Raw genomic sequence first — 25833 nt, 5'->3', positions numbered from 1 at the left:
CGGAGGGGGCGCGGGTGACGTCGGTGTGAATGTCCCGCGCTGAACACACAAGCCCCCTGTGAACCCTCTGTCACACCCCGGGCGTACGCTGTATGGCTGTCATTGGCCGCTCCTGCCGTCCCCGCGTCTCGCGGCATGGCCCGGCCCACGGGGGAGTATCGGGGAGTAGTGGTGGTCGACAGTCTGGGAAGCATCGGGTCGCTGGTCAGCAGCCCATGGATCTACGCGCTGGTGGCAGTCTCGGTGCTCCTCGACATCTTCCTGCCGGTGCTGCCGAGCGGGGTCCTGGTGATCACTGCGGCGACGGCTGCGGCCGCCGGTTCGGGCGCGGCGGCCGCCGGACGGGTTCCGCAGGACGTACCCGACATCCTCGTCCTGACGCTCTGCGCGGCGACCGCCTCCGTCGTCGGCGACCTGGCCGTTTACCGCCTCGCCTGGCGCGGCGGGGCACGGCTGGACCGCGCGATCGCCCGTTCCCGGCGGCTGACCACCGCGCAGGAACGTCTCGGCGGCGCGCTCGCCCGCGGCGGCGGTGCCCTCGTCGTCCTGGCTCGCTTCGCCCCGGCCGGCCGCTCCGTCGTCTCACTCGTCGCCGGCGCGGCCCATCGCCGGATCCGCGAGTTCCTCCCCTGGTCGGCCCTCGCCGGGCTGGCCTGGGCCGCCTACAGCGTCGCCCTCGGCTACTTCGGCGGCCAGTGGCTGGGCGCGACCTGGCTGGCGACGGGAGTGTCGCTGGTGGCGCTCTTCGGGGCGGGGGCGGGCGCGGCGTACCTGATGCGCCGCCAGCCCCGCGCGACCCAGGCCTCCTAGGGACACACCGCGGCAGAGGCCGCCGGCACGGGCAGAGTCTCCGGCAACGGCACGGCCCCGCGCGCGCCAGCGCCGAGCGGCGTCAGGAGGCCCGTCGCGCGCCGCCGCCTCCCCGTATCTCCAGGCCGTCCAGCAGCTCGGCCGTGGCCTCGGCGACGGCCTCGACGGCGCGGTCGAAGACCTCCTGGTTGTGCGCGGCCGGCGCGCGGAACCCGGAGACTTTGCGGACATACTGAAGGGCTGCGGCCCTGATCTCGTCCTCGGTGGCCTCCTCGGCCAGCGCGGGCGGGCGCAGGGTCTTGATGCTGCGGCACATGACGTCAGTCCTCCCTCTCCAGGTCCACGCGCCAGTCGTTCGACCTGATCCAGTGGCCCTTCGGATACTCGAAGTCGACCTGCCCGAGCAGCGTGAACCCGGCCGCTCGGCAGACCGCGTTGGAGGCGGCGTGGCCGACGCTCGGGAACGCGTGCAGATACCGGTGGGACCCGGCCGCGCGAGCCGCCTCCCGTACGGCACGGGCCGCCAGCACGGCCAGCCCCCGGCCCTGGAACTCCGGCAGCACGCCCCATCCGGTCTCCCAGATCCCGGTGTCCCGCCAGGTCCGCTGCCAGTACCCGACGGAGCCGACGGTCTCGCCGCCGTCCGCCAGGGTCACCCGGTACATCCGCCCCGACGCCGGCTCCACGTACCGCCCGTGCCGGACCAGGAGCCGTTCCTCGCTCTCCGGGCCGCCCAGGTGCTCGGTCATCTCCGGGCTGTTGAGCCTGCGCAGCAGCCACAGGTCCCCCTCCGCCCAGGGGACCAGGCTCACCCGCTCCCCGCCCGCTTCGGTCCGCTGGTCCAGGCTGTCCATGTCTTCACGGTAGGGCAGGGGTCTGACAGTCGGCCCGGGCCGTGGCGCCACTCGTTCGCGTGAACCACCGAGGGGAACGCGCGCCTCAAAATCGAACAGGCGTATCATTGGAACGTGGCTACGACCTATGATTTTCCCAGTGACCTCCTCGCCGGTCAGGAGGAACTGCATCAGGTCCGGGCCGAGTTGTCGGCCCTGCTGAAGAGACTTCCCTGGTCCGTCGAACCGCTGGAGGGTTTCAGCGACGACACCGGCTGGCGCAAGGTCGAGCGCCCGGCCTCGCCCGGCTGGTCGGCGGACGAACAGGCGGAGGTCGAGAAGCTCCGGCAGCGCGAGCGCGAGCTGGCCGTGTTCGTCAGCACCCATCGCTACTGGTCGGAGATAACCGGCCCCGACCAGGTGCGCGCCCGGTCGGAACTGAAACGCGCCCATGAGGCCCCGCTCCCGCCCACCCCGCCCGGGTCCGCCTGAGCGGCGTCACCCGGCACTTGCCACGGACCGGCACGTCTCACGGCCTCGCCCCAGCGAGACGGGACGACCGCACGCGTAAGGCCCCCGGAAGAAATCCGGGGGCCTTCGCGCCGACGACGGCGCCGGTCCTGGTGGGCGCGGACGGTTTCGAACCGCCGACATCCTGCTTGTAAGGCAGGCGCTCTACCCCTGAGCTACGCACCCAGGACGAGTCGACAGCCTACATGGCCCGGGGCGCTGCCCGGCAAACGCGTTGGGACGCCGCTCCTGCCGAGGGGCCGGGGGTTAACCCCACCCCCGATCCGGTAGCGGCCCGGATCCCGGCGGGGGCCCGTGCTCCGTACGGTCGAAGAGCCTCGCCGAGCGGGGGCGTCCGCCGCCGCGGGGGCCCGGGCGCGGCGCCTCGTCGTCCGTTCCAGGGGGAGACCGTCATGCCTGCCCGTACCGTTCCCGTCCGCGCGTTCGCCGCCGCCGGTGCCGTCGCCGTTCTCGTCGCGGGCCTGAGTGCCTGCGCGTCCGCCTCGGACGACAAGGACCCGGAGCACCGGTCGTTCTCCCTCCCGGGCCGTACGCTCACCGTCGACTCCGACGACTCCGCCCTGGAGCTCGTCGCCTCGGACGACCAAGCGTCCGGCGAGGTCGAGGTCACCCGGTGGTTCTCCGGGTCGGTCGCCGTCGGTTCGGACCCCGAGGTGACCTGGAAAATGGACGGCGACCGGCTGGTGCTGCGCATGCACTGCTCCGGCGTGGTCGCCGACTGTGCGGCCAAGCACCGCATCGAGGTGCCGCGCGGCGTCGCCGTGAAGGTGAAGGACGGGGACGGCAGCGTGCGGGCGAGCGGGTTCGAGGACGCGCTGAACATCCGTACCGGCGACGGCTCCGTGCACGTCACCGACTCCTCCGGGCCGCTGGAGCTGCGTACCGACGACGGTTCCGTACGTGCCGCCGTCACCTCCCGGCAGGTGAAGGCGCACACCGGCGACGGTTCGGTCCGGCTGGAGCTCGGCACCGTCCCGGACCAGGTGGAGTCCCGCACGAGCGACGGCTCCGTGACGATCTCGCTGCCCCGGGCCACGTACAAGGTGTCCACCGACACCGGAGACGGCGCGGTCGACGTGTCCGTGCCCACCGACGACGCCAGCGCGCACGTGGTCGACGCCCGGTCCGGTGACGGCAAAATCACCGTCCGAACCGCGAACTGACCGGCCCGTGTGTTCGTCCTCAACGGGTGGGAGAATGAACCCGGGCAGGACGGACGACACGGGAGAGTGATGTGACGGCGACGCCATCGCAGCCGTACTCGCCGATGGTGGTGCGCGCCCAGCGCCTGCCGCGCCGCTCCCGCCGCCGAGCACCCGGCGTGGTCCGTGACGCGGTCACCCTGATGGGCCTGCCCCTGCTCGCCGTCCTCGTGCTGCCCGCCGCGTTCGCCGGGGGCGGCACCCGGCGGTGGTTCGGCGGGCGGGCCGAGAACCAGCGGGCGGAGGCCCAGACCGCGAAGGACGACGCGGCCGCCGCCTTCTACGAGCTGGACACCGCCCAGCGGGACCTGCGGATCTCGATAGAGACGATCGCGGCCGTCGACTCCTCCCCCGCCGCCCGCCGGGCGGTCACCGACTTCGAGGCCCTCGGCCGGCGCATCGACGAGGTCAGCCACCAGTACATCAGCGCCGTCGACGCCCACGACCTGGACCGGGACGACCTGGAGGCGTCGGCCGCCTCCCGCGCCCGCACCGAACTGACCGCCGCCAAGACCGAGCTGGGCCGGGTCAAGCAGGAACTGGACCGCTTCGCCGAGGGCCTCGGCCCCCTCCTCGGCAAGGCGGAGACGCAGTTGGCCCGGCTGGCACCCGCCGTGGAGCGCGCCCGGCAGGCCCTGCTCGCCGCCTCCGACGCCCTGGACGCCGCGCGCGGATCCGGCCTGAAGGCGGACGACCTCGCCACCCGTCTCGCCACCCTCGGCCCGGAGCTGACCCGTCTGAACCAGGGCGCGGGACAGCACGGAGTGCCCCAGACGCTCGAGCGGGCCGAACGCGTCACCCGGGAGGCCGAGGCGGTCCGCGCCGAGGCGGAACGCCTGCCCGAGCGCGCCGCCGAGATCGACCACCGCCTGGTCTCCCTGCGCACCCGCGCCCAGGCCCTGACCACCCGGACCGAGCAGGTCGAACCGGTGCTCAGCGAGCTGCGGCGCCGCTTCACCGCCGCCTGCTGGCAGGACCTCCAGCACGTGCCGGAGCAGGCCACCGAATCGGTCCGGCAGGCCGAGCGGAAACTGTCCGAGGCCCGGACCGCCCGCGACGAACAGCGCTGGCCCGACGCCACCGCCCTGCTGTCGACGGTACGAGCGCTGCTGAACTCGACCGACGAGGCCGTCTCGGCGGCGGGCGACCGGCTGCGGCAGTTGAACGCCGTGCAGAAGGACCCGCAGCAGGAGATCGAGCGCACCCGCTTCGCCATCCGCGACGCCCAGCGCCTGGCCATGGCCGGTCGCAACACCCCCGAGCCCCGTCACGCGCGCCCCCTGGACGACGCCGTGGCCCGGCTGGAGCGGGCGACCACCACGCTGGAGGGCCGGCACCCCGACTACTGGCACTTCCTGACGGAGACGGAAGCGGTCCGGCAGACGGTGGCCCGGGTGGTCGCCCAGATCCGCGAGGAGCGCGGGGCCGGTCACTGACCGCCTCGGACCACTGGGGGCCACGGGCCGACCCTGCCGGTTAACCTGTGCGCATGCCTCGCTACGAGTACCGCTGCCGGAGCTGCGGCGACACCTTCGAACTGAGCCGCCCCATGGCCGAGTCCTCCGCCCCCGCCGCCTGCCCGGCGGGTCACGACGACACGGTGAAGCTGCTGTCCACGGTCGCGGTCGGCGGCTCGGCTTCCGCGTCCGCGCCGGCGACCTCGTCGGGTGGCGGCGGCGGAGGCTGCTGCGGTGGGGGATGCTGCGGCTGAGGCCAGCTCTCCTCGACTCCTTCCGGCTGCCGCCGGCCTCCCTCGGCTCCCTCCGGCTCTCGTCGGCTCTCGTCGGCTCTCGTCGGCCTCGCTCGGCCCGTCAGTGCCTTCCGGGCTCGTCAGGGTCCGCCGGCTCAGCTTCCCAGGTAGCGCAGCACCGCCAGCACCCTGCGTGAATAGCCCTCACCTCCCGTCAGCTCCAGCTTGTCGAAGATCGCGTTGGTGTGCTTCTCCACGGCGCTCTGCGAGATGTGCAGCCGCCGTGCGATCGCCGCGTTGGTGTGGCCCTGCGCCATCTCGGCGAGCACGTCCCGCTCCCGTACGGTGAGCCGGGCGAGCAGGTCGGTGTGCGTCGTGCGGCCGAGCAGCTGACGGACGACCTCCGGGTCGAACGCGGCCCGCCCGGCTGCGACCCGCTCCAGCGCGTCGAGGAACTCGTCGACCTGGACCACACGGTCCTTGAGCAGGTAACCGACTCCCTCCGTGTCCCCGGTGAGCAATTCGGTCGCGTACCGCTTCTCGACGTACTGCGAGAGCACCAGCACTCCGACCTGCGGCCACCGCTCGCGTATCTCCAGGGCCGCGCGCAGGCCCTCGTCCGTGTGCGTGGGCGGCATGCGGACATCGGCGACGACCACGTCCGGCGGGTCCTCGGCGACCGCCTTGAGCAGCAGTTCGGCGTTGCCCACGGCCGCGAGGACCTCGTGGCCCTCCTCCGCCAGCAGCCGCACCAGCCCCTCCCTCAGCAAGGTCGAGTCCTCGGCGAGCATCAGACGCATGGCAGCTCCGCGGCCACGAGGGTCGGCCCTCCCGGCGGGCTGACCACGCTGAGGCTGCCGTCGAGGGCGGCGACGCGCCGGGCGAGGCCGAACAGGCCGCTGCCCGCGGCGTTCGCCCCGCCGCAGCCGTCGTCCCGCACAGTCACGTACATCCGTTTCTCCTCCGCTCTGACGGCGACGCTTATGCGGGTCGGCGCCGCGTGCTTGACCGCGTTCGTGACCGCCTCGCAGACCACGAAGTACGCGACGGTCGCGACGGCCTGCTCGGGCTCCTCGGTGAGCTCGTATGCCACTCCCACCGGCACGGAAGCCCGCTCGGCGACCGTTTCCAGGGCCGCCCGCAGCCCCGCCTCGTCCAGCGTGGTCGGGTAGATCCGCCACGCCACCTCGCGCAGTTCGTCCAGGGCACGGCGGCTCTCGTCGTGGGCCTGGCCCAGGAGCCGGTCCCGGTGGTCGGCGTCCGGACTGCGGCGGGCCCGGCCGAGGAGCATGCCGAGGGCGACGAGGCGCTGCTGCACGCCGTCGTGCAGGTCGCGCTCGATACGGCGCCGTTCGTCGTTCACCGCGTCCACCACCGCGGCGCGGCTGGCGGACAGCTCGGCGATCCGCCGCTCCAGCTCCTCCTGATGGCGAGGGCCGAGGAAGTGCCGCGCCAGCTGCCCCTCCAGTCCCACGACACCGAATATTCCCTGCACGGTGAGGAACACGAGGAAGCAGCCGCCCAGACTGCCCAGGACCAGCGAACCGGGATCGCGTATGCCGTCCAGCAGAAACCAGCCGTACACCCCGAAGGTGCCGTACGCCAGACCGATGGCGGCCGTCAGCATCACGACCCCGCCCAGCACGCCCAGGGCCCAGTGGCAGGCGACGTACCGCAGCGCCCGCACGTCGTCGTACGCGGGCGTGACGCGGAGGTCGAGCCACATCCGCAGCCGGCCGCGCTCCATCTCCGCCAGGAGCCGCGCGCCCGCGAGGATCGGCCGCAGTGCCGCACGGCGCCCGTCCGGCCAGGCCGCCACCGGCAGCAGGGCCACACCGGCCAGCAAGGTGAAGAGCAGCTCGACGGCGGCCGTGGCGGTCCCCAAGATGAGGCCCGCCCCGCACCGCACTACACGTCGCGCCATGTCTCGCATGATCGCGAGGCTAGTCGGGCGCGGCAGTGGCGCACACTGCGGAAAACCGCAATTCCCGCCTGCGGTACACCGCATTCGATCCTGCGGTCTTCCTCAGGGTCCCTTCAGCCGCGATTTTCTAGCGTGGACGTCATGACAGCCATCGCAGCGCAGCCGGCCGTGGACAGCGGCGCGGCCCCGCAGTGGATCAACGACCTCATGGACGCCCTCGGCGCGCCGGGTGCCGGCCTCGCCATCGCTCTGGAGAATCTCTTTCCTCCGCTGCCGAGCGAGGTGATCCTGCCGCTCGCCGGGTTCGCCGCGAGCTCCGGCCGGATGAACCTGATCGCCGTCCTGCTGTGGACGACGGCGGGTTCGGTGATCGGCGCGCTCGCCCTGTACGGGATCGGTGCCCTGCTCGGCCGGGACCGCACGGTGGCGATAGCGGGGAAGCTGCCGCTGGTGAAGGTGTCCGACATAGAGAAGACGGAGGCTTGGTTCCTCAAGCACGGGACGAAGGCCGTGTTCTTCGGCCGGATGATCCCCATCTTCCGCAGCCTGATCTCCGTCCCCGCGGGTGTCGAGCGGATGCGGCTGCCCGTCTTCCTCGCCCTGACGACTCTGGGCAGCGCGATCTGGAACACCGTGTTCGTCCTCGCCGGATACGCGCTGGGGGACAACTGGTCGGAGGTCTCGGGGATAGCCTCCACCTACTCGAAGGTGATCCTCGCCGTGGCCGCCCTGGCGCTGCTGGTCTTCGTCGGCATGCGTGTGCTGCGGCCGGGTGCCGGCCACCGCAGGCGGGGCCGCGGTGGCGACGGGCGGCAGGACATACGGCCGCCGGCCGACGACGACGGCCGCCCCGGCACCGGGGACGGTGCCGAGGGAGCCGGGGGCCCGGAAGGCGGGTTCAGCGAGCCCGGCTCGACGCGCGCAGGAACTCCCGGAGGATCCGCTCACCGGCCAGGACACCGCGCTCGGGCAAGGCGCTGATCGTCGGAGCCGTCCACCCGGAGTCGGCCAGTTCGCCGTGGCCCGGGCGCCAGCCGCGGTCGGCGGCGAGGAGGAGGTCGGCGTCGAGAAGCGAGTCACCGGCGGCGAGGGTGAGGTCGGCACCGGTGCGGCGGGCGACCTCGTGCACGGCGGCGCTCTTGGTGAGCGGCTTGGGTACGGCGTAGATCTTGCGGCCTTGGAGGGACACGGTCCAGCCGCGGTTCTCGGCCCACACGGCGAGTTCCTTCACCCAGTCCTGGGGCAGCAGATCGCGTTCGACCACCAGGTAGGCGAAGAGGTCCTCGGCAACCCGGTGCTTGCGCACCCACAGCGGGTCGGCCGTGCTCGCGAGGTGGTCGCGGACTTCGGCCAGCGAGGCGCATTCGTCGGCCAGCCGTGCGGTCACTTGTGCGTGCCAGCCGGGGTCGGAGACCCCGTCCACCAGCAGGTGGCCGCCGTTCGCACAGATCGCGTACTTCGGGGCGGGGCCGGGAAGGTTGATCCGCTGGTACTGCTTGCGGGTCCGGGTGGTGGTCGGCACGAAGACCGCCGTGTCGCCGAGGTCGGTCAGCAGTTGAGCGGCCGTCTCGGTCATGTAGGAGAGGGGTCTGCTCTCGTAGACCTCCACGCACAGCAGGCGCGGCGCCCTCAGGTCGGGCATGGTCAGTCCCAGTGCGGCGGCGGAGTAGATGAGCGTGCGATCGAGGTCGCTGGCGACGAGCACCGGCATCAGAGCGTCACCGCCTTGCCGTCGGCGCCGGTGGCGCCCCGCGTGTACTGGGGGTGGATCAGCCCGACGCAGGTGTAGGGGAGGTCGGCGACCTCCTCCACGGGTACGCCCCGCTGCTCGGCCAGCAGGCGGACGTGGTCCAGGTCGGCGCCGGCCCCGGCGCGGGCCAGCACCTTCCACGGGACACGGCGCAGCATGACACGCGTGGTCTCGCCGACGCCGGGCTTGACGAGGTTCACGTCGTGGATGCCGTACTCCTCGCTGATGCGCTCGACGGCGGCCCAGCCCTCCCAGGTGGGGGTGCGATCGGCGGAGAGGAGGTCCTTGGCGTGGGCGTCGACCGATTCCGTGACGTCGGGGAAGCGGGCGGAGACGGCGTCGAGGAAGGCCGGCGACAGGTCGGCGCCGGCGAGTTCGCGGTAGAACTTCGCGCCGTGGAAGTCGTGCGGGCCGACCAGGTCGGCGCGGAGCACGGTGCGGGATATCAGGCCGGAGACGGTGGAGTTGAGGCAGGCGGAGGGGATGAGGAAGTCGTCACGCGTGCCGTAGGTGCGTACGCAGGAGCCGGGGTCGGCCAGTACGGCGATCTCCGGGCTGAAGCCGGTGACACCGTCCGAGGCCTCGAAGTCGCGCAGGGCGGTGGCGAGTTCGCGGGTGATGGCGCCCTTGCCGGTCCAGCCGTCGACGAAGACGACGTCGGCGGGGTCGTGGTGGCCGGCCAGCCAGCGCAGGGCGTTGGCGTCGATTCCCCGGCCCCGGACGATGGACACCGCGTAGTGAGGGAGGTCGAGACCATGACGGAACTGCGCCCAACGGCGCATCAGGACACCGACGGGTGTGCCCGCCCGGGCGAGCGAGACCAGGACGGGGCGGGGCGACCGCTCCGCGAGCACGACCTCGGTGACGGCGCCGACGGCGCGGGCCAGCCGGGCGGCGGACGACTCCAGCGCCGCGTGGAACAGCTCCTGATACTGCTCGCTGGGCTGGTACTCCACGGGCAGCGACTCGGCGTAGTGCGCGCCGCCGCTCTGGATCGCCTCCTCTCGCTCCTCGGTCGGCGCCTCCAGGGTCACGTCGGAGAGGTCCTGGAGCAGCCAGCCGACCTCGTCGGGCGCGTACGAGGAGAATGCGGGGCCGCGCAGCGGCTCGGGCAGCATGGGGGGCCTTTCTGGCGCTTGCGGGGCGTGCGAGGTGTGCGGGACGTACGACGGGACGACCGCGAGCAGGACGTGGGGGACGTGGGCGGCGAGCCGGGCGGCGAGTCCGTCCGGGGCGTGCAGCGCGGGAGTGTCGGCGGCCGAGTCGACGACGGCGATCACGGCGTCGAAGCCGGCGCCCGCGACGTTGTAGGCGTAGCGCTCGCCGGGGCCGTCGGCCGGGTCGTCGTGCGCGGGGAAGACCAGGCGGGTGCGTATGGCGTAGCCGGGGTCGTCGACGGCGAGGACGGGAGAGCGGGTGGTGGTGGAGTAGCGCACGTCGACGTCGCCGCCGACGGCCTGCTCCAGCGCTTGGGCCAGGCGGAGGGGGGCGTACATGAGTTCCTCGAAGCCGAGGACGAGCACGCGCCGGGCCCGGGCGGGCAGCGCCTCGGCGATCCGTGCCGCCATGCCGGGCAGCGCACTCTCCAGCCGGTCCCGGTCCGCGGCGGTGAACCCGTGCCGCCCGCCGTCGGGCACGTCGTGGGGCCAGCGCAGATCGACACGCTCGACGGAGCCGGGCGAGGCGGCGCCGGTGCTTCCACCGGCCGTCTCCGTGGCCGGTTCCGTCGTGGCTTCCGTCGCGGCTTTCGTCGTGGCTTCCGTCGTGGGTGCCGCGGCCAGATCGGCGGCCGGCGACTCGTACCGGGCGACCAGTTCCTGGCCCTTCTCCAGTACTCCCGGCGGCAGCCGGACGGTTCCGGAAGCGGTGGTCACCAGGTCGACGCGGGCACCGATCTCCCGGGCGAAGTCGTCCAGCCGACCCGCGTCGGCTGGCGAGCGCATGTCGACGAGGGCCACCACGACGTACCGCTTGCGCGGATAGCGCTCGTGCAGGGCGCGGATCGTGTTGAGCACCGTGTTGCCGGTGGAGAACTCGTCGTCGACGAGGACCATCGGCCCGTCCCCGGCCAGCAGCGCCGGGTCCTGCGGCAGCAGGAGGTGGGAGGTCGCGTGCGAGTGGGACTCCTCGAAGCCGCCCGCCCGGGCGACTCCGGCGACCGCACGGCGGGTGGAGTGCAGGTACGGGGCGGGGCCCAGACCGTCGGCGACGGAGTGGCCGAGTCCGGTGGCGGTCTCCGCGTAGCCGAGGACGACCGCGCGTTCGGCCGCCTCGGCGCCGAGCAGCTCGCGGACGCGCCGGCCGAGGGCAACGCCGTGGCCGTACACGACGGAGGGCGACTGCGGCACGTGTTTGCCGAGCACGTTGGAGACGAGCAGGTGCGCCCGCTTGGGGTTGCGGCGCAGGGCGAGCCCCAGCAGGCCGGTCAGCGCCTCGTCGCCGGCGAGTTCGACGCCGAGCCGCTCGGCGACCCAGCTGCCGGACCAGACTCCGGTCTCCTCCTCGGCGTGCGCGGCGTGCGCCCTGTCGGTCATGTACTCGTGCCTCCCGTTGTCCGCCGCGCCATGGGCTCTGGCGTCGGTCTTGGATTCCTTGCGTCCGGCGTCCGGTCGCACCGCGTCTGCTCACTCGCCCTTCGGGCGCCCGGCGTTCAGACGCCTCGCGTTCAGTCGGACAGGCCGGCGGCGAGCAGCTCCACGAAGCCGATGTCCTCGTTCGCCACCCCGAAGACCTCGGCGCGCAGCAGGGTCCGCTCCGCCCAGGCGCGGTGGGGCTTCACCTCGTTCATCTTGTTGGTGTAGGCCGACCTCATCACGCCTCCGCCGCATCGTTCGGGCCGCAGGATGTCCTGGGCGTCACTGAACTCCTCGTGGCTGACCACGGACAGCGCGTGCACGGGGAGTACGTGCGAGGGGTGGATGCAGGTCTTGCCCAGCAGGCCGTTGGCCCGGTCCAGGGAGATCTCGCGCAGCAGGCCGTCCATGGAGTGCTCGATGAGCTTCTGGCGCAGTTCGACGGCCTGCCCCTCGAGGAAGGGGCTCTGCCGCAGCTGCGGTTTGAACATGCGCTCCTGGACCCGGAAGTACTCCCACACGGGCCCGGTCACCGTGAATCCGGTGCCGTCGGCGCGGGCGAGCATGTTGACCACGTCGGCGATCACGGACGCGACGATCTGGACGTCGTAGGCCGTCATGTCGGGGCCTCTGCGCAGCCCGTAGGAGGAGCAGAAATCGGTCACGCCGAGCCGCAGCGCCAGCACGCGGTCCCGGAACTTGTCGACCGCGCGGAAGATCCCCTCCAGTGTCTGCACCCGGGACTCCCGGTACAGCAGGTCGGGGGACTCGAGCACGGGCATGGCGAAGAGCCTGCGGCCACTGGCGGCCTCGGCGGCGGAGAGTGCTTCCAGGAAGGGCATGCCGCGTTCCTCGGTGAACTTCGGCAGCACGAATCCGGACAGCAGCCGCACGGCGGGGCCCAGGCGCCGCACGAGGTCCGGTATCTGCTCGGGGGTGCGGACCCGGATGAAGAGCAGGGGGACGTCGGTGTCCGGCCGTTCCGCCAGGTCCGTGAGCTGACGGACGAGGTTCGACTCCCCTACGGGTACGTCGGCGTCGTCGATCGAGTCCTCCAGGCACAGCACCATCGACACCAGTCCGCGCGCACCCTGCTTCAGGATGTCGTCGGCGAGGTTCGGCCGGGTGGCCGGGCTGTAGAGCGTGGCGCCCAGCGCGGCGGAGAGCACCCGGGCCGGAGAGTCCGCGGTGAAGGAGCAGGGCTCCTGATGAAAGAGACGCTTCCGCACATCAGGGGCTATCTGTCCGAAATGACGCATTTAAACTCCCCCGTGGTGTCTGGGCAACCTGTGAATCGACGAAAGGTGGCCGGTAATAGTACGTACGTATCCGTGTCGGAGGTTCCCACCGGGCATGAATTCCAGGTAACCCGGCCATGTCGGCGACGGCGACCCGGGGCGCGTGGACACGGGCCGAGTACCCGCCCCCGCGTTGTCGTGACCAGGACCGAGAGGGCAGGATGACGGCATGACGCACGCGATGCTGAAGGGGTCGAACGTCCCGCTGCAAGCCACCACGGTACGCGCCGTGCTGCGCTGGACCCCCGGGCAGGGGGTTCCCGACGTCGACGCCTCCGCGCTGCTGCTGGGGCCGGACGACCGTGTGCGTTCCGATGAGGACTTCGTCTTCTACAACCAGCCCCGGCATCCCTCCGGCCAGGTCTGGCGGCTGGGCAAGAAGCGGGTCGCCGAGGGTCTGACCGACACGATCCAGACAGACCTCTCCGGTGTCGAGCCCTCCGTGGGCCGGATTCTGCTGGTCGCCTCCGCGGACGGCGTGGCCTTCGACCGGGTCACCTCGCTGCGCATCCTGCTGTACGACGCGGCGGCCGCCGACGCGGAGCCGCTGGCCCACTTCGACGTCAAGCCGGAGACGGGCCAGGAGACGGCGCTGATCTGCGGTGAGCTGTACCGGCGCGGGGACGTCTGGAAGTTCCGGGCGCTGGGCGAGGGGTACTCCAACGGGCTCAAGGGCCTGGCGACCGACTTCGGCATCTCGGTGGACGAGTCGGAGGGGGCGGACGACCCCGTCTCGGCCCCCCGGCCCGAAGCGGTTCAGCCGGCCCCCGCCCCGTCCCGGTCCGCGCCCGAGCAGCCCACGCCGCCCCAGCCCGCCCCCGCCCACTCCGCGTCCGCTCCGCCGGTGGTCGGTCCGGAGCAGCCGACGGCCGTACAGCCCCTCCCGGGAGCCTCTCGCCCCCTGCCGCCGGAGCAGCCCACCGCTGTACCGGCACAGCCGGCGTACGGCTATCCGCAGCAGCCCGCGGCGGCCCAGCCCTCCTACGGATATCCCCCGGCGGCGGCCGGCCGCCCGGGGTACGGGTATCCGCAGGCGCCCGCCACGGCCGGAGTCACCGGAGCGCAGTCCGGATACGGCTATCCGCAGCCGGTCACCGGGGCGCCCGACCCGGACTTCCGGCTGCCCCCGCAGGGACCGCAGTTCATCGGCCGGTAGACGTTCCGGCCGGGAGGCACGGGCCGGGAGGCGTCAGCGGTCCGGTCGCGGGCTCAGTGCTCCGCCTTGCTCTTGTGCCCCCGGCCCCATTGCAGTCCCCACCCGTAGAGCCGGTCCAGTTCGCCCTGGAAGCCGTAGACGAACTTCACCTCACGGCGGACGAGGATCTCGTCCTTGATGTTCTCGATCATCACCACGGCGCAGGACCGGGCCTGCGGGTGGCGTTCGTCGAGGCCGATTTCGATGCGGGGCCCGTTGCTCGGGTAGAGCGTGACGACGGCGTGGGTCCGGTCGAAGGCCGGGGTCTGGTCGTAGATGTAGGCGAAGAGCAGCAGGCGCTTGATGGCGTCCCTGTGGTCGAGGTTGATGTAGATCGTCTCGCCGGAGGCGGAGCCGAAACGGTCGTCGCCGCTGAGTTTGACGTAGGGCGGGGCATTGACGTCGCCCAGGAAGCCGCCGAGCGGCTGCACCACCCCGCGGGTTCCGTCCTGGAGTTCGTAGAGGCAGCCGAGGTCGAGGTCGACGTTGACCATGCTCTGGCTGTGACCGACGACCTCGGGGGGCTTGAGCGCCTTGAAGGGGTGCCGCAGCAGGCTCTCCCGCTGGGCGCCCGAGATGTCGGAGGTCCGCATCCGCCAGGAGAGGTTGACGCGGAGGTTGCCGGTCGCCGCGCCCTGCTTGGTCAGGGAGACCTGGCTGTGCCGTTTGGTCAGCTGTATGGAGTTGGTCGCCGCGCTGCCCGAGTCGAACTCGGACTCGCGACCGCGCCACAGCCCGTCCAAGAAGCCCATTCCCGCCCCACCTTCGCGTCACCGCCGACGGGGCGGCCCCGAGGAGTCGTCCTCGTCGGCCGCCCCGCTCAGAGCGTTCCTCGTCCGGGCCGGGTTCACACCAGGGGTACGGGCGCACCGGGGGCGCGCCCCGGCCCGGGAATCAGGGGTTTCACACCCCGGAGGAGACCTCCGCCTTCTCCTGGTCGCCGTCTCCTCCGGCCGCCGCCAGTGCGCGGTTGCGGCGCACCGAGGACCAGAAGGACCAGGCGATGAGGGCGACGCCGACGAGGCCGGTGATGACCTCGTGGATCTCGTACTGGATGGTGACCAGCAGGATGATCGAGAGGGCGCCGATGGCGTAGTGGGCGCCGTGCTCCAGGTAGACGTAGTCGTCGAGGGTGCCCTGGCGGACCAGGTAGACCGTGAGCGACCGGACGTACATGGCGCCGATGCCGAGGCCGAGGGCCATCAGGACGATGTCGTTGGTGATGGCGAAGGCGCCGATCACGCCGTCGAAGGAGAAGGACGCGTCCAGGACCTCGAGGTAGAGGAACATGAAGAACGCGGCCTTGCCGGCCAGCTTGACGGCCGACTTGGGCTTGCCCGTGCGCTCGGCCTCTTCCTCGGCCTCGTGCTCGCGTTCCTCCTCCTCTTCGAGTTTGTCCTCGAAGTAGCCGGAGAGCCCACCGACGATCATGTAAGTGATCAGGCCCGCGATGCCCGCCAGCAGCACCGTCTCCGCCTTGTCGGCATGGGCGCCGCCGTGCTGGTGGGCGTGGGCGCCGAAGGTGATCGCGGAGACGAGCAGCACGATCAGGGCGATGCAGACCGACAGCATGTCGACCTTGCCGAGCTTGGCCAGCGGACGCTCCAGCCAGGCCAGCCACTTGATGTCCCGGTCCTCGAAGATGAAGTCGAGGAAGATCATCAGAAGGAACATGCCACCGAAGGCGGCGATCGACGGATGGGCGTCCGTCACCAGCTCCTGATAGCGGTCCTTGTCGGTGAGCGCGAGGTCGACGGCCTCGATCGGTCCGAGCTGGGCGCTGATCGCCACGATCACGACCGGGAACACCAGGCGCATGCCGAACACGGCGATGAGGATGCCGATGGTGAGGAAGATCTTCTGCCAGAAGGCATTCATCTTCTTCAGGATCCCGGCGTTGACCACCGCGTTGTCGAAGGACAGCGAGATCTCCAGGATGGAGAGGATCGCGACGATGCCGAAGGCGGTCCACCCCCCGTAGAACACCGCCGCGACCAGGCCGAGCGCGGTGACCGCGAACGACCAGCCGAAGGTTTTCAGAAGCACTGGCTACCCAATCGTGTGTGTACGGGGCTCCCCCGCGCCGTACTCGGCTTTACGAAACGTTGACTCCGAAGTCTAGAGCGATGCCGCGAAGTCCCGACGCGTACCCCTGCCCCACTGCACGGAACTTCCACTCGCCCTGGTAGCGGTAGAGCTCGCCGAAGATCATCGCGGTCTCCGTGGAGGCGTCCTCGCTGAGGTCGTAGCGGGCCAGCTCCTGACCGTCGGCCTGGTTGACGACCCGGATGAAGGCGTTGCTGACCTGGCCGAAGGTCTGGCCGCGCTCGTCGGCCATGTGGATCGAGACCGGGAAGACGATCTTGTCGCAGTGGGCCGGGACCTTGGAGAGGTCGACCAGCAGCGACTCGTCGTCGCCGTCGCCCTCGCCGGTGAGGTTGTCCCCGGTGTGCTCGATCGAGCCGTCGGGGCTCTTGAGCTGGTTGTAGAAGACGAACCACTCGTCGCCGAGCACCCGGCCGCTGCTGCACACGAGTGCGCTCGCGTCGAGGTCGAAGGGTGCTCCGGTGGTGGAACGCGCGTCCCAGCCGAGCCCGACCAGTACCTGTGTGAGGTTCGGTGCGGCCTTGGACAGGGAGACGTTGCCGCCCTTGGCAAGCGTGACGCCCATGGTGATGGTCCCTCCCCGGGTGATGATTCTTGGGTTTCCTGCGCGTCCGGCGCCGCACGTAAACCGTGCGGCGCCGGACGTGTCGAGACCGTGGCCTCGCCGGACGATCGAGGCCGTCGTCCCGGCCGTTCAGTCGCTCGGACGCTCAGTCACTCAGACGTTCACGCCGAAGTCCTGCGCGATGCCGCGCAGCCCGGAGGCGTAGCCCTGGCCGATGGCGCGGAACTTCCACTCCGCACCGTGCCGGTACAGCTCGCCGAAGACCATGGCGGTCTCCGTGGAGGCGTCCTCGCTCAGGTCGTAGCGGGCGATCTCGGTCTCGCCCGCCTGGTTGACGACGCGGATGAACGCGTTGCGGACCTGGCCGAAGGACTGCTGGCGGTTCTCGGCGTCGTAGATCGAGACCGGGAAGACGATCTTCTCGACGTCGGCGGGAACGCCGGCCAGGTTGATCTTGATCTGCTCGTCGTCGCCCTCGCCCTCACCGGTGAGGTTGTCACCGGTGTGCTCGACCGAGCCGTCCGGGCTCTTCAGGTTGTTGAAGAAGATGAAGTGCGCGTCGCTGGCGACCTTGCCGGCGCTGTTCAGCAGCAGCGCGCTGGCGTCGAGGTCGAAGTCGGTGCCGGTCGTGGTGCGGATGTCCCACCCCAGACCGACGATGACCGCGGTCAGGCCGGGGGCCTCCTTGGTCAGCGATACGTTGCCGCCCTTGCTGAGGCTGACTCCCACGAGTCCTCCATTGGTGTCCAGGGGCGGGGTGCCCCGTAGTGCGTGGATATCGGATCAACGAGTCGATCCTAGTGACGGGTTCCCGCCCCCCGCAGTCCCCGGAGCCGACAAATCACGTGGTGTCGGCACGCGGGCCCGGCACCCGGCGTCGGCACCGGGCGCCGCTCACAGGTTGTCGAGCGCCTTCACGTACTCGCTCAGGTCCCGGGCGTCCGGCAGGCCGTTGACCACGGTCCAGCGCACGACGCCCTCCTGGTCGATGATGAAGGTGCCGCGGACGGCGCAGCCCTTGTCCTCGTCGAAGACGCCGTAGGCGCGCGAGACGTTGCCGTGCGGCCAGAAGTCGGAGAGCAGCGGGTACTCCAGTCCCTCCTGCTCGGCGAAGACCCGCAGGGTGTGGATGGAGTCGTTGGAGACGGCGAGCACCTGGGTGTCCCGGTCGGAGAACTGCGGCAGGTTGTCGCGGACCTCGCACAGCTCGCCCGTGCACACACCGGTGAAGGCGAAGGGGTAGAAGAGCAGCACCACGTTCTTGCGGCCGCGGAACTCGGACAGCCGGACGGTCGCGCCGTGGTTGTCCTTGAGTTCGAAGTCGGGGGCCTTGTCGCCGACCTGGATCGCCATGTCCCGTTCGTCCCTTCCGTCGAGAGACCCCCGCAGGAAGATCTCCGTGGGTGATTCGCTGGGAACACCCTACGCAGGGACGGTCGCGGTCCCGCGGACGGGCCGACAGCGGTCGCTGCCGGCCCGTCCGCGGTCCGGTTCGTCTCGTCGCGGAGCCTCGCGGCTACCGCTTGGACTTGGCGGCCTTGGGCGTCGCCAGCCGGCTGCCGCTCCAGTCCTTGCCGACGCTGACGCTCTTGGACGCCGTCAGTCCGGCGGTCGTGGAGGCCTCCGAGATGTCACTGGCCTCGACGTATCCGTCACGGCCGGTCTTCGGCGTGAGAAGGAGGATCGACCCGCCCTCTTCGATGTACGTGGTGGCATCCACCAGCGCATCCGTCAGGTCGCCGTCGTCGTCACGGAACCACAGCACGACGGCATCGGCCACGTCCTCGTAGTCCTCGTCCACCAGCTCGCCCTCGACGGCGCTCTCAATGGCCTCGCGGAGCTCCTGGTCGACGTCGTCGTCGTAGCCGATCTCCTGGACCACCTGCCCGGGCTGGAAACCCAGCCTGGCGGCAGGGTTCGTCCGCTCCTCCGCGTGGTCCGCGGTCGCGCTCACGGGTTGCCTCCTGATCATGTTTCGGTAGATGTCTTGGGCCTCGCGCGTGCGCGAAGCTTGGCCGTAGTCCACACGGGCGGGGCGGATCGCGCAAGTACCCGGCGTCTGGGACCGCCGAAACGGTGACGATCCCGGCCGTGTCGCCGCAACCCCAGCCATGCCGTCCAGCCCGAAGGTGACGTACACCACACCTATCTGCCCCGTTTGCGTATTTGGGAACCATGTGTGGGTACGAGACTCGAATGAACGTGCCCCCGATCCTCACGGGAGAACCGGTTACCCCACGGTACAGATGACGATCGCTCCCGCGAGGTACACGATGGGGAACCAGCGGGGGAACAGGCGCAGACACCCGAAATGGCACGCGAAACGGCGCCCGGGAAGGACACCCGGGAAGTCACCCGGAAAAACGGCCCTCTGACAGCGAAGGAACAGCGTGGCTTCCGCATCCGATCGCAGTGATCGCAGTCCGATCATCATTGGCGGCCTCCCGAGTCAGGTTCCTGACTTCGACCCCGAGGAAACCCAGGAGTGGCTCGACTCCCTCGACGCCGCAGTCGACGAACGCGGCCGGGAGCGGGCCCGTTACCTGATGCTGCGGCTGATCGAGCGGGCCCGCGAGAAGCGCGTGGCCGTGCCCGAGATGCGCAGCACGGACTACGTCAACACCATCCCGACCAAGAGCGAGCCGTTCTTCCCCGGCAACGAGGAGATCGAGCGCAAGATCCTCAACGCCACCCGCTGGAACGCGGCGGTGATGGTCTCGCGCGCGCAGCGGCCCGGCATCGGCGTCGGCGGCCACATCGCGACCTTCGCCTCCTCCGCCTCCCTGTACGACGTGGGCTTCAACCACTTCTTCCGGGGCAAGGACGAGGGCGACGGCGGCGACCAGGTCTTCTTCCAGGGGCACGCCTCTCCGGGCATCTACGCGCGCGCGTACCTGCTGGACCGGCTGACCGAACAGCACCTGGACGGCTTCCGGCAGGAGAAGTCCAAGGCGCCGTACATGCTGTCCTCGTACCCGCACCCGCGGTCGATGCCGGACTTCTGGGAGTTCCCGACGGTCTCCATGGGTCTCGGTCCGATCGGCGCGATCTTCCAGGCACGGATGAACCGCTACATGCACGCGCGCGGAATCGCGGACACCTCGAAGTCGCACGTGTGGGCCTTCCTCGGCGACGGCGAGATGGACGAGCCGGAGTCGCTGGGCCAGTTGTCCATCGCCGCCCGTGAGGGCCTGGACAACCTGACCTTCGTGGTCAACTGCAACCTCCAGCGCCTGGACGGCCCGGTGCGCGGCAACGGCAAGATCATCCAGGAGCTGGAGTCGATCTTCCGGGGCGCCGGCTGGAACGTGATCAAGCTGATCTGGGACCGCACCTGGGACCCGCTGCTGGCCCAGGACCGCGACGGCGTGCTGGTCAACCGCATGAACACCACCCCGGACGGCCAGTTCCAGACGTACGCCACCGAGTCCGGCGCCTACATCCGCGAGCACTTCTTCGGCGACGACCACCGGCTGCGCGCGATGGTCGAGAACATGACCGACCAGCAGATCCTGCACCTGGGCCGCGGCGGCCACGACCACCGCAAGATCTACGCGGCGTACAAGGCGGCGCTGGAGCACAAGGGCCAGCCGACGGTCATCCTGGCCAAGACGATCAAGGGCTGGACGCTGGGCCCCAACTTCGAGGGCCGCAACGCCACGCACCAGATGAAGAAGCTGACGGTCGACGACCTCAAGCGCTTCCGCGACCGGCTGCACCTGCCGATCTCCGACAAGGAGCTGGAGTCCGGCCCGCCGCCGTACTACCACCCTGGCCGGGACACCGAGGAGATGCAGTACATGCACGACCGGCGCCTGGGCTGCGGCGGATACGTGCCGACCCGGGTCGTGCGGTCGAAGCCGCTCGCACTGCCGGACGACAAGGCGTACGCGACCGTGAAGAAGGGGTCGGGCCAGCAGTCCATCGCGACGACGATGGCCTTTGTGCGCCTGCTGAAGGATCTCATGCGGGACAAGGAGATCGGCAAGCGGTTCGTGCTGATCGCGCCGGACGAGTACCGCACGTTCGGCATGGACTCGTTCTTCCCGAGCGCGAAGATCTACAACCCGCTCGGCCAGCAGTACGAGTCCGTGGACCGCGATCTGCTGCTCGCCTACAAGGAGGCGCCGAACGGGCAGATGCTCCACGACGGCATCTCCGAGGCCGGCTGCACGGCCTCGCTGATCGCGGCCGGGTCGGCGTACGCCACGCACGGCGAACCGCTGATCCCGGTGTACGTCTTCTACTCGATGTTCGGCTTCCAGCGCACCGGCGACCAGTTCTGGCAGATGGGCGACCAGTTGGCGCGCGGTTTCGTCCTGGGCGCGACCGCGGGCCGTACGACGCTGACCGGCGAGGGCCTCCAGCACGCGGACGGGCACTCGCAGCTGCTCGCCTCGACGAACCCGGCGTGCGTCGCGTACGACCCCGCCTTCGGCTTCGAGATCGCGCACATCGTCAAGGACGGGCTGCGCCGGATGTACGGCGGGGACGAGCGGCATCCGCACGGCGAGGACGTCTTCTACTACCTCACCGTCTACAACGAGCCCATCCGGCACCCGGCCGAGCCCGAGAACGTGGACGTCGAGGGCATCCTCAAGGGCCTCTACCGCTTCAGCGAGGGCACGGGCGGCTCGATCCCGGCGCAGATCATGGCGTCCGGCGTCGCGGTGCCGTGGGCCGTGGAGGCGCAGCGCATCCTCGCCGAGGAGTGGAACGTGCGGGCCGACGTCTGGTCGGCGACGTCCTGGAACGAGCTGCGGCGCGAAGCGGTGGCCTGCGAGGAGCACAACCTGCTGCACCCCGAGGAGGAGCAGCAGGTGCCGTACGTGACGCGGAAGCTGGCGGGCGCTCAGGGTCCGTTCGTGGCGGTGTCCGACTGGATGCGGTCGGTGCCGGACCAGATCGCGCGGTGGGTGCCGGGGACGTACCAGTCGCTGGGCGCGGACGGGTTCGGCTTCGCGGACACGCGCGGGGCGGCGCGGCGGTTCTTCCACATCGACGCCGAGTCGGTCGTGGTGGGCGTGCTGAGCGAGCTGGCGCGGGAGGGCAAGGTCGACCGGTCGGTGCTGAAGCAGGCGATCGACCGGTACCGGCTCCTCGACGTGACGGCGGCGGACCCGGGGGCGGCCGGCGGGGACGCGTAGGGCGGCCGGCGGCCGACGCGGCTCACCCCCGCCCGTCACGGGCGGGGGTGGGAACACCCGGGCGACGGGTGATGCCGCGTCGCGGCTGGGACCGGTGGCGGGTCGGGCCCGGTGAGCGTCGCGCGCTCCGGCCCGGTCCGTGACCACGTCCGGCCACGTGAGCGGGGGTGCCTGCGCGATCCCCGTCCGAAGCTCGCCACCGACAATTCCCTGAACTTCTCGTGAGGTTCGGGTACCCCCGTGCGGCCTGTCATGCGTGCTTCACTGCGATTCGGGCCGCCTTCGAACGTGCTGCCTGCGCGCCGCCCCCCTCCGGCAGCGCGCCGCAGCCTCGCGCCCTCCGTGCCCTGCGGAGGACGTGACCCACTGTGACCTGCGGCGCCCGGCCCGGGGGAGGGTTCGCGGGCCCTGTCACCCTGATGGACGAACCGGGTGACAGGGCCGCAGTGGGCAGCCGGAGGGCGGGGGTCAGATGTGGCCGACGCCCGCGCCCGCCTCCGCGTTCTCACCGCGCTTGGTGAGGAAGGCGACGAACACGGCCACGACCGCGACCCCGGCGGCGACCAGCGAGGCCAGGCTCATGCCGGAGATGAAGGTGTCGTGGGCGACGTCGGTGATCTTCCCGGCGACCTCGGCGGGGGTGCCCGGCGGCACCGGCGGGACACCGACCCGGACCGCCTCGGAGGCCTGGTGCGCCTGTTCCGGCGTCAGCTCGGGGAGCCCCGCGTCCGCCCAGTTGCCGGCCAGGTCGTTGTCGACCTTGGAGGCCATCACGGCGCCCAGCACGGCCGTCCCGAGGCTGCCGCCGATCTGCATCGCCGCCTGCTGGAGACCTCCGGCCACGCCCGAGAGCTCCATCGGCGCGTTGCCGACGATGACCTCCGTGGCGCCGACCATGACGGGCGCGAGGCCGAGGCCGAGGAGGGCGAACCAGAGGGACATGAGGCCGCTGCCGGTGTCCGTCTCCAGCGTCGAGATGCCGAACATGGCGACCGCGGTGCACACCATGCCGCCGGCCAGCGGGATGCGCGGGCCGACCTTGGTGATCATCGCGCCGGCCAGCGGCGAGGCGACGATCATCATGCCGGTGAGCGGCAGCAGGTGCAGGCCGGCGTCGACCGGGCTCATGCCGTGGACGTTCTGCAGGTAGAAGGTGACGAAGAACAGGCCGCCCATGAAGGCGATGGCCATCAGGACCATCAGGACCACACCGGCCGACAACGGCACCGAGCGGAACATCGCCAGCGGGATCAGCGGCTCCTTCACCTTGGTCTCCCAGACGGAGAACAGGGCGAAGCCCACCACCGACCCGCCGATGTACAGCCAGGTCTCGCCTGAGCCCCAGCCCCACTCGGGAGCCTTGATCAGCGCCCAGACGAGGGCGAACATCGAGGCCGACAGCAGCACGATGCCGACGACGTCGAAGGAGCGCGGCGCGTTCTCGGCCCGGTGGTCCAGCAGGATCATGACGCCGAGCACGACGGCGACGACGCCCACCGGCACGTTGATGAAGAACACGGACTGCCAGTTGACGTGCTCGACCAGCACGCCGCCGAGGATCGGGCCGCCCGCGGTGGAGGCGCCGATGACCATGCCCCAGATGCCGATGGCCATGTTGAGCTTCTCGGCCGGGAAGGTGGCCCGCAGCAGACCGAGCGCGGCCGGCATCAACAGCGCGCCGAACAGGCCCTGGAAGACGCGGAAGACGATGACCGCGGCGATGCTGCCGGACAGCCCGATGGCGCCGGAGGAGAGCGCGAAGCCCGCCACGCCGATGAGGAAGGTCTGCCGGTGGCCGAAGCGGTCACCGAGCTTGCCCGCGGTGATCAGGGCGACCGCGAGGGCCAGGAAGTAGGCGTTGGTGATCCACTGGACGTCCGCGAGGCTGGCGTCCAGGTCGTCCTGGATGGCCGGGTTGGCGATCGCCACGATGGTGCCGTCCAGGGCCACCATCATGACCCCGACCGCGACGGTGACGAGAGTGACCCAGGGATGGCCGCGCCATCCCTTGGCGGGCGCCGAACCCGCCGGGGTGCCGTCACCCGGTCCCGGCTTGTCGATGGTGGTCTGACTAGTCATACGGATGAGGCTAATGACAGCCGCTGACAGTTGACAAACCAATTCACGAGTCAGTAACTGACAAGACATCCCCCATATAGCCTGAACTGGGGAAACCGTACGAAGGAGACGACTTTTGAAGGTGGCCGGCACGTCGGCGCCGCCGGAGACCGCACTCGCGGCCTCCCGCCCTGGCCTGCGCGAACTCAAGAAACAGCGCACCCGTGACCTGCTGCTGCGCTCCGCGCTCGAACTGTTCACCGAGCACGGTTACGAGGAGACGACCGTCGACGACATCGCCGAGGCCGCCGACGTCTCCCAGCGCACCTTCTTCCGCTACTTCGCCTCCAAGGAGGACGCGGCGTTCTTCGTGTCACGGCTCGCGGAGTCCCGCTTCGTCGACGCCGTGCACGCGCGCCCGCCCGAGGAGGCACCCCTGGACGCGCTGCGACTGGCCCTCGCGGAGAGCTGGAACACCATCGGCGAGGCCGTCGAGCAGCTCGTCCCGCTCGATCTGCACATGCGCTTCTACCGGGTGATCGAGTCGACGCCCGCGTTGCTCGCCGCCCATCTGCGCCGTGCGACGGAGCTCGAGGAGGAGATCGCCCGCGTCATCGCCGGCCGCGAGGGTCTGGACATCGACCGGGACCCGCGCCCCCGCGTGGTCGTGGCCGTCTTCGGCGCCGTGATGCGGGTCACCGAGCGGATCTGGTCGGCGCGCGACGACGCCGGCCTCGCGGCCCTGCGGGACCTGACGGCCGCTTACCTCGACCAGGTGACACCCGCACTCGCCGGGAACTGGCGCCGCGCCGAAACGTGATCCGTGTCACTGGATTCACGCGAGACCGGCCCGTTCTCCTAGTGTGTCCTCCCAGTGACTTCCTTCGACACCTCCCCGCAGCTCAACGTCTGGCGCGTCCTGCTCGCCCTGGCCGTGGTGTTCGTGATGCTGGCGACCACCGGCTGGACCGCCCTGCGCGACCAGCGGGGCCCCACCGCCCTCGAGGCGTCGGTCTCGGCCTGGGAGCACGGCCGGATCGACGGACGGCGACTGCCCGACGCACAGGCGAAGCCCGCCCGGCTGGCCCGCTTCTTCGCCTCGCTCACCGCATGGCAGCGCACGGTCCTGGCCCACCGGTATCCCCTGGCCGTCGGCAACATGAACGGTGCCCCCGTCCAGTTGCGCTACGTCGCCAACCGCTCCGCGCTGCGGGAGGCCCGGTCGGTGGAGCGCGCGCGCATGCACGACAAACGCCTGTCCCCGGCCGGGCAGCGCGAGGCGGCCCGGCGGATGCGCAACTACGAGTCGCTGCTCGACCCCGGCCGGCGCATCCTCGCCTTCGACCCGGCGGGCTCGGGCAGGGTCGCCGAGGTCTTCGGCGACCTGAACCGCGCCGACCGCGTGTCCGTCGTCGTACCCGGCGTGGACACCGAACTGCTCACCTTCCAGCGCACCGACCGCAAGAAGTACTCGGCGCCCGTCGGCATGGCCAAGTCGCTGTACGCGGCCGAGCGCGCGGCCGGCCCCGGCACCGGCACGGCCGTCATCGCCTGGGCCGACTACACCTCCCCCAGCGGCCTCGGCATGGAGGCGGCCACGGCGAACCGGGCCGAACACGGGGCCGTACGGCTGAACGCGCTGCTGCGGGCGCTGCCCGGCAAGGCCCCCGTCTCCCTCTTCTGCCACAGCTACGGCTCGGTGGTGTGCGGCCTGGCCGCCGACACGCTGCCCGGCCGGGTGACCGACATAGCGGTGGCCGGCAGCCCCGGCATGCGTGCCGAGACCGCCTCCCGTCTCGGCACCTCCGCCCGCGTGTGGGCGATGCGGGACGCCGACGACTGGATCCAGGACGTGCCGTACCTGGAGGTCGGCGGCCTCGGACACGGCGCCGACCCGGTCTCCGCGGCCTTCGGGGCGCGGGTGCTGTCCGCGCGGGACGCCCGGGGACACAGCGGTTACTTCGTGCCCGGTACGGACAGCCTGCGGAACTTCGCGGGGATCGGCGTTGGCGCATACCGCACGGTCGCCTGCGCCGACGAGGACGACACATGCCGGGCGGATTTGTCCGTGGCGACGTCGGCCGGACGCGCGTAGAGGCGTAGAAACTCCGGTTTGCACGGGGAGGGGACGGAGAGGCTCGTGCCGCATAC

24 protein-coding genes, 1 tRNA gene and 1 pseudogene are annotated in these 25833 nt (G+C 71.0%); 10 read left to right on the top strand and 16 right to left on the bottom strand.

Features of this window, described 5'->3' with window-relative positions:
• Positions 1-135 precede the first annotated feature (135 nt).
• Positions 136-810, top strand: coding sequence for a DedA family protein (locus NI25_RS27415; RefSeq protein WP_061444997.1), 675 nt, complete (start codon positions 136-138; stop codon positions 808-810).
• Positions 811-892: 82 nt separating this feature from the next.
• Here the strand turns inward: NI25_RS27415 and NI25_RS27410 are convergent, their stop codons facing one another.
• Positions 893-1126: a DUF2277 domain-containing protein gene (locus tag NI25_RS27410; RefSeq protein ID WP_061444996.1), complete on the bottom strand. Its 234-nt coding sequence runs from the start codon at positions 1124-1126 to the stop codon at positions 893-895.
• Between the two features lie 4 nt (positions 1127-1130).
• Positions 1131-1664, bottom strand: a complete 534-nt coding sequence (locus NI25_RS27405; protein WP_228954824.1) for a GNAT family N-acetyltransferase — start codon at positions 1662-1664, stop codon at positions 1131-1133.
• Between the two features lie 114 nt (positions 1665-1778).
• Between NI25_RS27405 and NI25_RS27400 the strand changes: the two genes are divergently transcribed.
• Positions 1779-2135, top strand: a complete 357-nt coding sequence (locus NI25_RS27400) for a hypothetical protein (protein WP_061444994.1) — start codon at positions 1779-1781, stop codon at positions 2133-2135.
• Positions 2136-2264: 129 nt separating this feature from the next.
• Here NI25_RS27400 and NI25_RS27395 read toward each other — a convergent pair.
• Positions 2265-2339: transfer RNA gene (locus NI25_RS27395), tRNA-Val, on the bottom strand.
• 227 nt (positions 2340-2566) lie between these two features.
• On the opposite strand from NI25_RS27395, the gene NI25_RS27390 reads away from it, so the two are divergent.
• The 3 genes from NI25_RS27390 to NI25_RS27380 all read left to right on the top strand — a co-directional run bounded on the left by NI25_RS27390 (position 2567) and on the right by NI25_RS27380 (position 5087).
• Positions 2567-3337 (top strand): DUF4097 family beta strand repeat-containing protein, encoded by a 771-nt coding sequence (locus NI25_RS27390; RefSeq protein ID WP_061444993.1) that lies wholly within the window; start codon positions 2567-2569, stop codon positions 3335-3337.
• 71 nt (positions 3338-3408) lie between these two features.
• Positions 3409-4812, top strand: coding sequence for a hypothetical protein (locus tag NI25_RS27385; RefSeq protein WP_061444992.1), 1404 nt, complete (start codon positions 3409-3411; stop codon positions 4810-4812).
• Between the two features lie 53 nt (positions 4813-4865).
• Complete coding sequence (locus NI25_RS27380) at positions 4866-5087, top strand: FmdB family zinc ribbon protein (RefSeq protein WP_061444991.1); 222 nt, start codon at positions 4866-4868, stop codon at positions 5085-5087.
• Positions 5088-5221: 134 nt separating this feature from the next.
• On the opposite strand, the gene NI25_RS27375 is transcribed toward NI25_RS27380, so the two are convergent.
• Together NI25_RS27375 and NI25_RS27370 are read right to left on the bottom strand one after the other, a co-directional pair.
• Positions 5222-5866: a response regulator transcription factor gene (locus NI25_RS27375; protein ID WP_061444990.1), complete on the bottom strand. Its 645-nt coding sequence runs from the start codon at positions 5864-5866 to the stop codon at positions 5222-5224.
• Positions 5857-6999 (bottom strand): sensor histidine kinase, encoded by a 1143-nt coding sequence (locus tag NI25_RS27370; protein WP_199561038.1) that lies wholly within the window; start codon positions 6997-6999, stop codon positions 5857-5859. The genes NI25_RS27375 and NI25_RS27370 overlap by 10 nt, the downstream gene beginning before the upstream one ends.
• Before the next feature lie 132 nt (positions 7000-7131).
• Here NI25_RS27370 and NI25_RS27365 point away from each other — a divergent pair, with 132 nt between their 5' ends.
• Positions 7132-7971, top strand: coding sequence for a DedA family protein (locus NI25_RS27365; protein ID WP_199561037.1), 840 nt, complete (start codon positions 7132-7134; stop codon positions 7969-7971).
• On the opposite strand, the gene NI25_RS27360 is transcribed toward NI25_RS27365, so the two are convergent.
• From NI25_RS27360 to NI25_RS27350, 3 genes are all read right to left on the bottom strand, one after another.
• Positions 7889-8701 carry a hypothetical protein gene (locus tag NI25_RS27360; protein WP_061444988.1) on the bottom strand — a complete coding sequence of 271 codons (813 nt, stop codon included), beginning with the start codon at positions 8699-8701 and terminating at the stop codon, positions 7889-7891. The genes NI25_RS27365 and NI25_RS27360 overlap by 83 nt on opposite strands.
• Positions 8701-11274 (bottom strand): phosphoribosyltransferase, encoded by a 2574-nt coding sequence (locus NI25_RS27355; RefSeq protein WP_061447122.1) that lies wholly within the window; start codon positions 11272-11274, stop codon positions 8701-8703. The genes NI25_RS27360 and NI25_RS27355 overlap by 1 nt, the downstream gene beginning before the upstream one ends.
• A 131-nt stretch (positions 11275-11405) precedes the next feature.
• Positions 11406-12572 (bottom strand): HpcH/HpaI aldolase/citrate lyase family protein, encoded by a 1167-nt coding sequence (locus tag NI25_RS27350; protein WP_061444987.1) that lies wholly within the window; start codon positions 12570-12572, stop codon positions 11406-11408.
• A gap of 208 nt (positions 12573-12780) precedes the next feature.
• On the opposite strand from NI25_RS27350, the gene NI25_RS27345 reads away from it, so the two are divergent.
• Positions 12781-13767, top strand: coding sequence for a TerD family protein (locus NI25_RS27345; RefSeq protein ID WP_061444986.1), 987 nt, complete (start codon positions 12781-12783; stop codon positions 13765-13767).
• 53 nt (positions 13768-13820) lie between these two features.
• On the opposite strand, the gene NI25_RS27340 is transcribed toward NI25_RS27345, so the two are convergent.
• The 6 genes from NI25_RS27340 to NI25_RS27315 all read right to left on the bottom strand — a co-directional run bounded on the left by NI25_RS27340 (position 13821) and on the right by NI25_RS27315 (position 18431).
• A complete protein-coding gene (locus NI25_RS27340; RefSeq protein WP_061444985.1) occupies positions 13821-14558 on the bottom strand; it encodes a TerD family protein in 738 nt (245 codons plus the stop codon).
• A gap of 151 nt (positions 14559-14709) precedes the next feature.
• Positions 14710-15852 carry a DUF475 domain-containing protein gene (locus NI25_RS27335; RefSeq protein ID WP_061444984.1) on the bottom strand — a complete coding sequence of 381 codons (1143 nt, stop codon included), beginning with the start codon at positions 15850-15852 and terminating at the stop codon, positions 14710-14712.
• 49 nt (positions 15853-15901) lie between these two features.
• A complete protein-coding gene (locus NI25_RS27330) occupies positions 15902-16477 on the bottom strand; it encodes a TerD family protein (protein ID WP_003976437.1) in 576 nt (191 codons plus the stop codon).
• A 153-nt stretch (positions 16478-16630) separates the two neighbouring features.
• On the bottom strand, positions 16631-17206 hold the full coding sequence (locus NI25_RS27325; protein WP_061444983.1) for a calcium homeostasis/redox stress adaptation protein: 576 nt from the start codon (positions 17204-17206) through the stop codon (positions 16631-16633).
• A gap of 165 nt (positions 17207-17371) precedes the next feature.
• Complete coding sequence (locus tag NI25_RS27320; protein WP_061444982.1) at positions 17372-17830, bottom strand: peroxiredoxin; 459 nt, start codon at positions 17828-17830, stop codon at positions 17372-17374.
• A gap of 163 nt (positions 17831-17993) precedes the next feature.
• A complete protein-coding gene (locus tag NI25_RS27315) occupies positions 17994-18431 on the bottom strand; it encodes a DUF3052 domain-containing protein (RefSeq protein ID WP_061444981.1) in 438 nt (145 codons plus the stop codon).
• Between the two features lie 436 nt (positions 18432-18867).
• Between NI25_RS27315 and aceE the strand changes: the two genes are divergently transcribed.
• Positions 18868-21624 (top strand): pyruvate dehydrogenase (acetyl-transferring), homodimeric type, encoded by a 2757-nt coding sequence (aceE, locus tag NI25_RS27310; RefSeq protein WP_061444980.1) that lies wholly within the window; start codon positions 18868-18870, stop codon positions 21622-21624.
• Positions 21625-21737: 113 nt separating this feature from the next.
• Here the strand turns inward: aceE and NI25_RS40370 are convergent.
• Together NI25_RS40370 and NI25_RS27305 are read right to left on the bottom strand one after the other, a co-directional pair.
• A pseudogene (locus tag NI25_RS40370) lies at positions 21738-21878 on the bottom strand (small hydrophobic protein); the annotation flags it as partial.
• A gap of 214 nt (positions 21879-22092) precedes the next feature.
• Entirely contained in the window at positions 22093-23703 is a 1611-nt protein-coding gene (locus tag NI25_RS27305; RefSeq protein ID WP_061444979.1) for an MFS transporter, read from the bottom strand.
• Between the two features lie 115 nt (positions 23704-23818).
• On the opposite strand from NI25_RS27305, the gene NI25_RS27300 reads away from it, so the two are divergent.
• Together NI25_RS27300 and NI25_RS27295 are read left to right on the top strand one after the other, a co-directional pair.
• Positions 23819-24502: a TetR family transcriptional regulator gene (locus tag NI25_RS27300; RefSeq protein ID WP_061444978.1), complete on the top strand. Its 684-nt coding sequence runs from the start codon at positions 23819-23821 to the stop codon at positions 24500-24502.
• A gap of 54 nt (positions 24503-24556) precedes the next feature.
• Positions 24557-25777 carry an alpha/beta hydrolase family protein gene (locus NI25_RS27295; RefSeq protein ID WP_061444977.1) on the top strand — a complete coding sequence of 407 codons (1221 nt, stop codon included), beginning with the start codon at positions 24557-24559 and terminating at the stop codon, positions 25775-25777.
• Positions 25778-25833: the final 56 nt, after the last annotated feature.

Source organism: Streptomyces sp. CCM_MD2014, assembly GCF_000772045.1.
Classification (GTDB): domain Bacteria; phylum Actinomycetota; class Actinomycetes; order Streptomycetales; family Streptomycetaceae; genus Streptomyces; species Streptomyces salinarius.
Note: the sequence above shows the minus strand (reverse complement) of the source record. Positions and strands in the feature narration are given on the sequence as shown.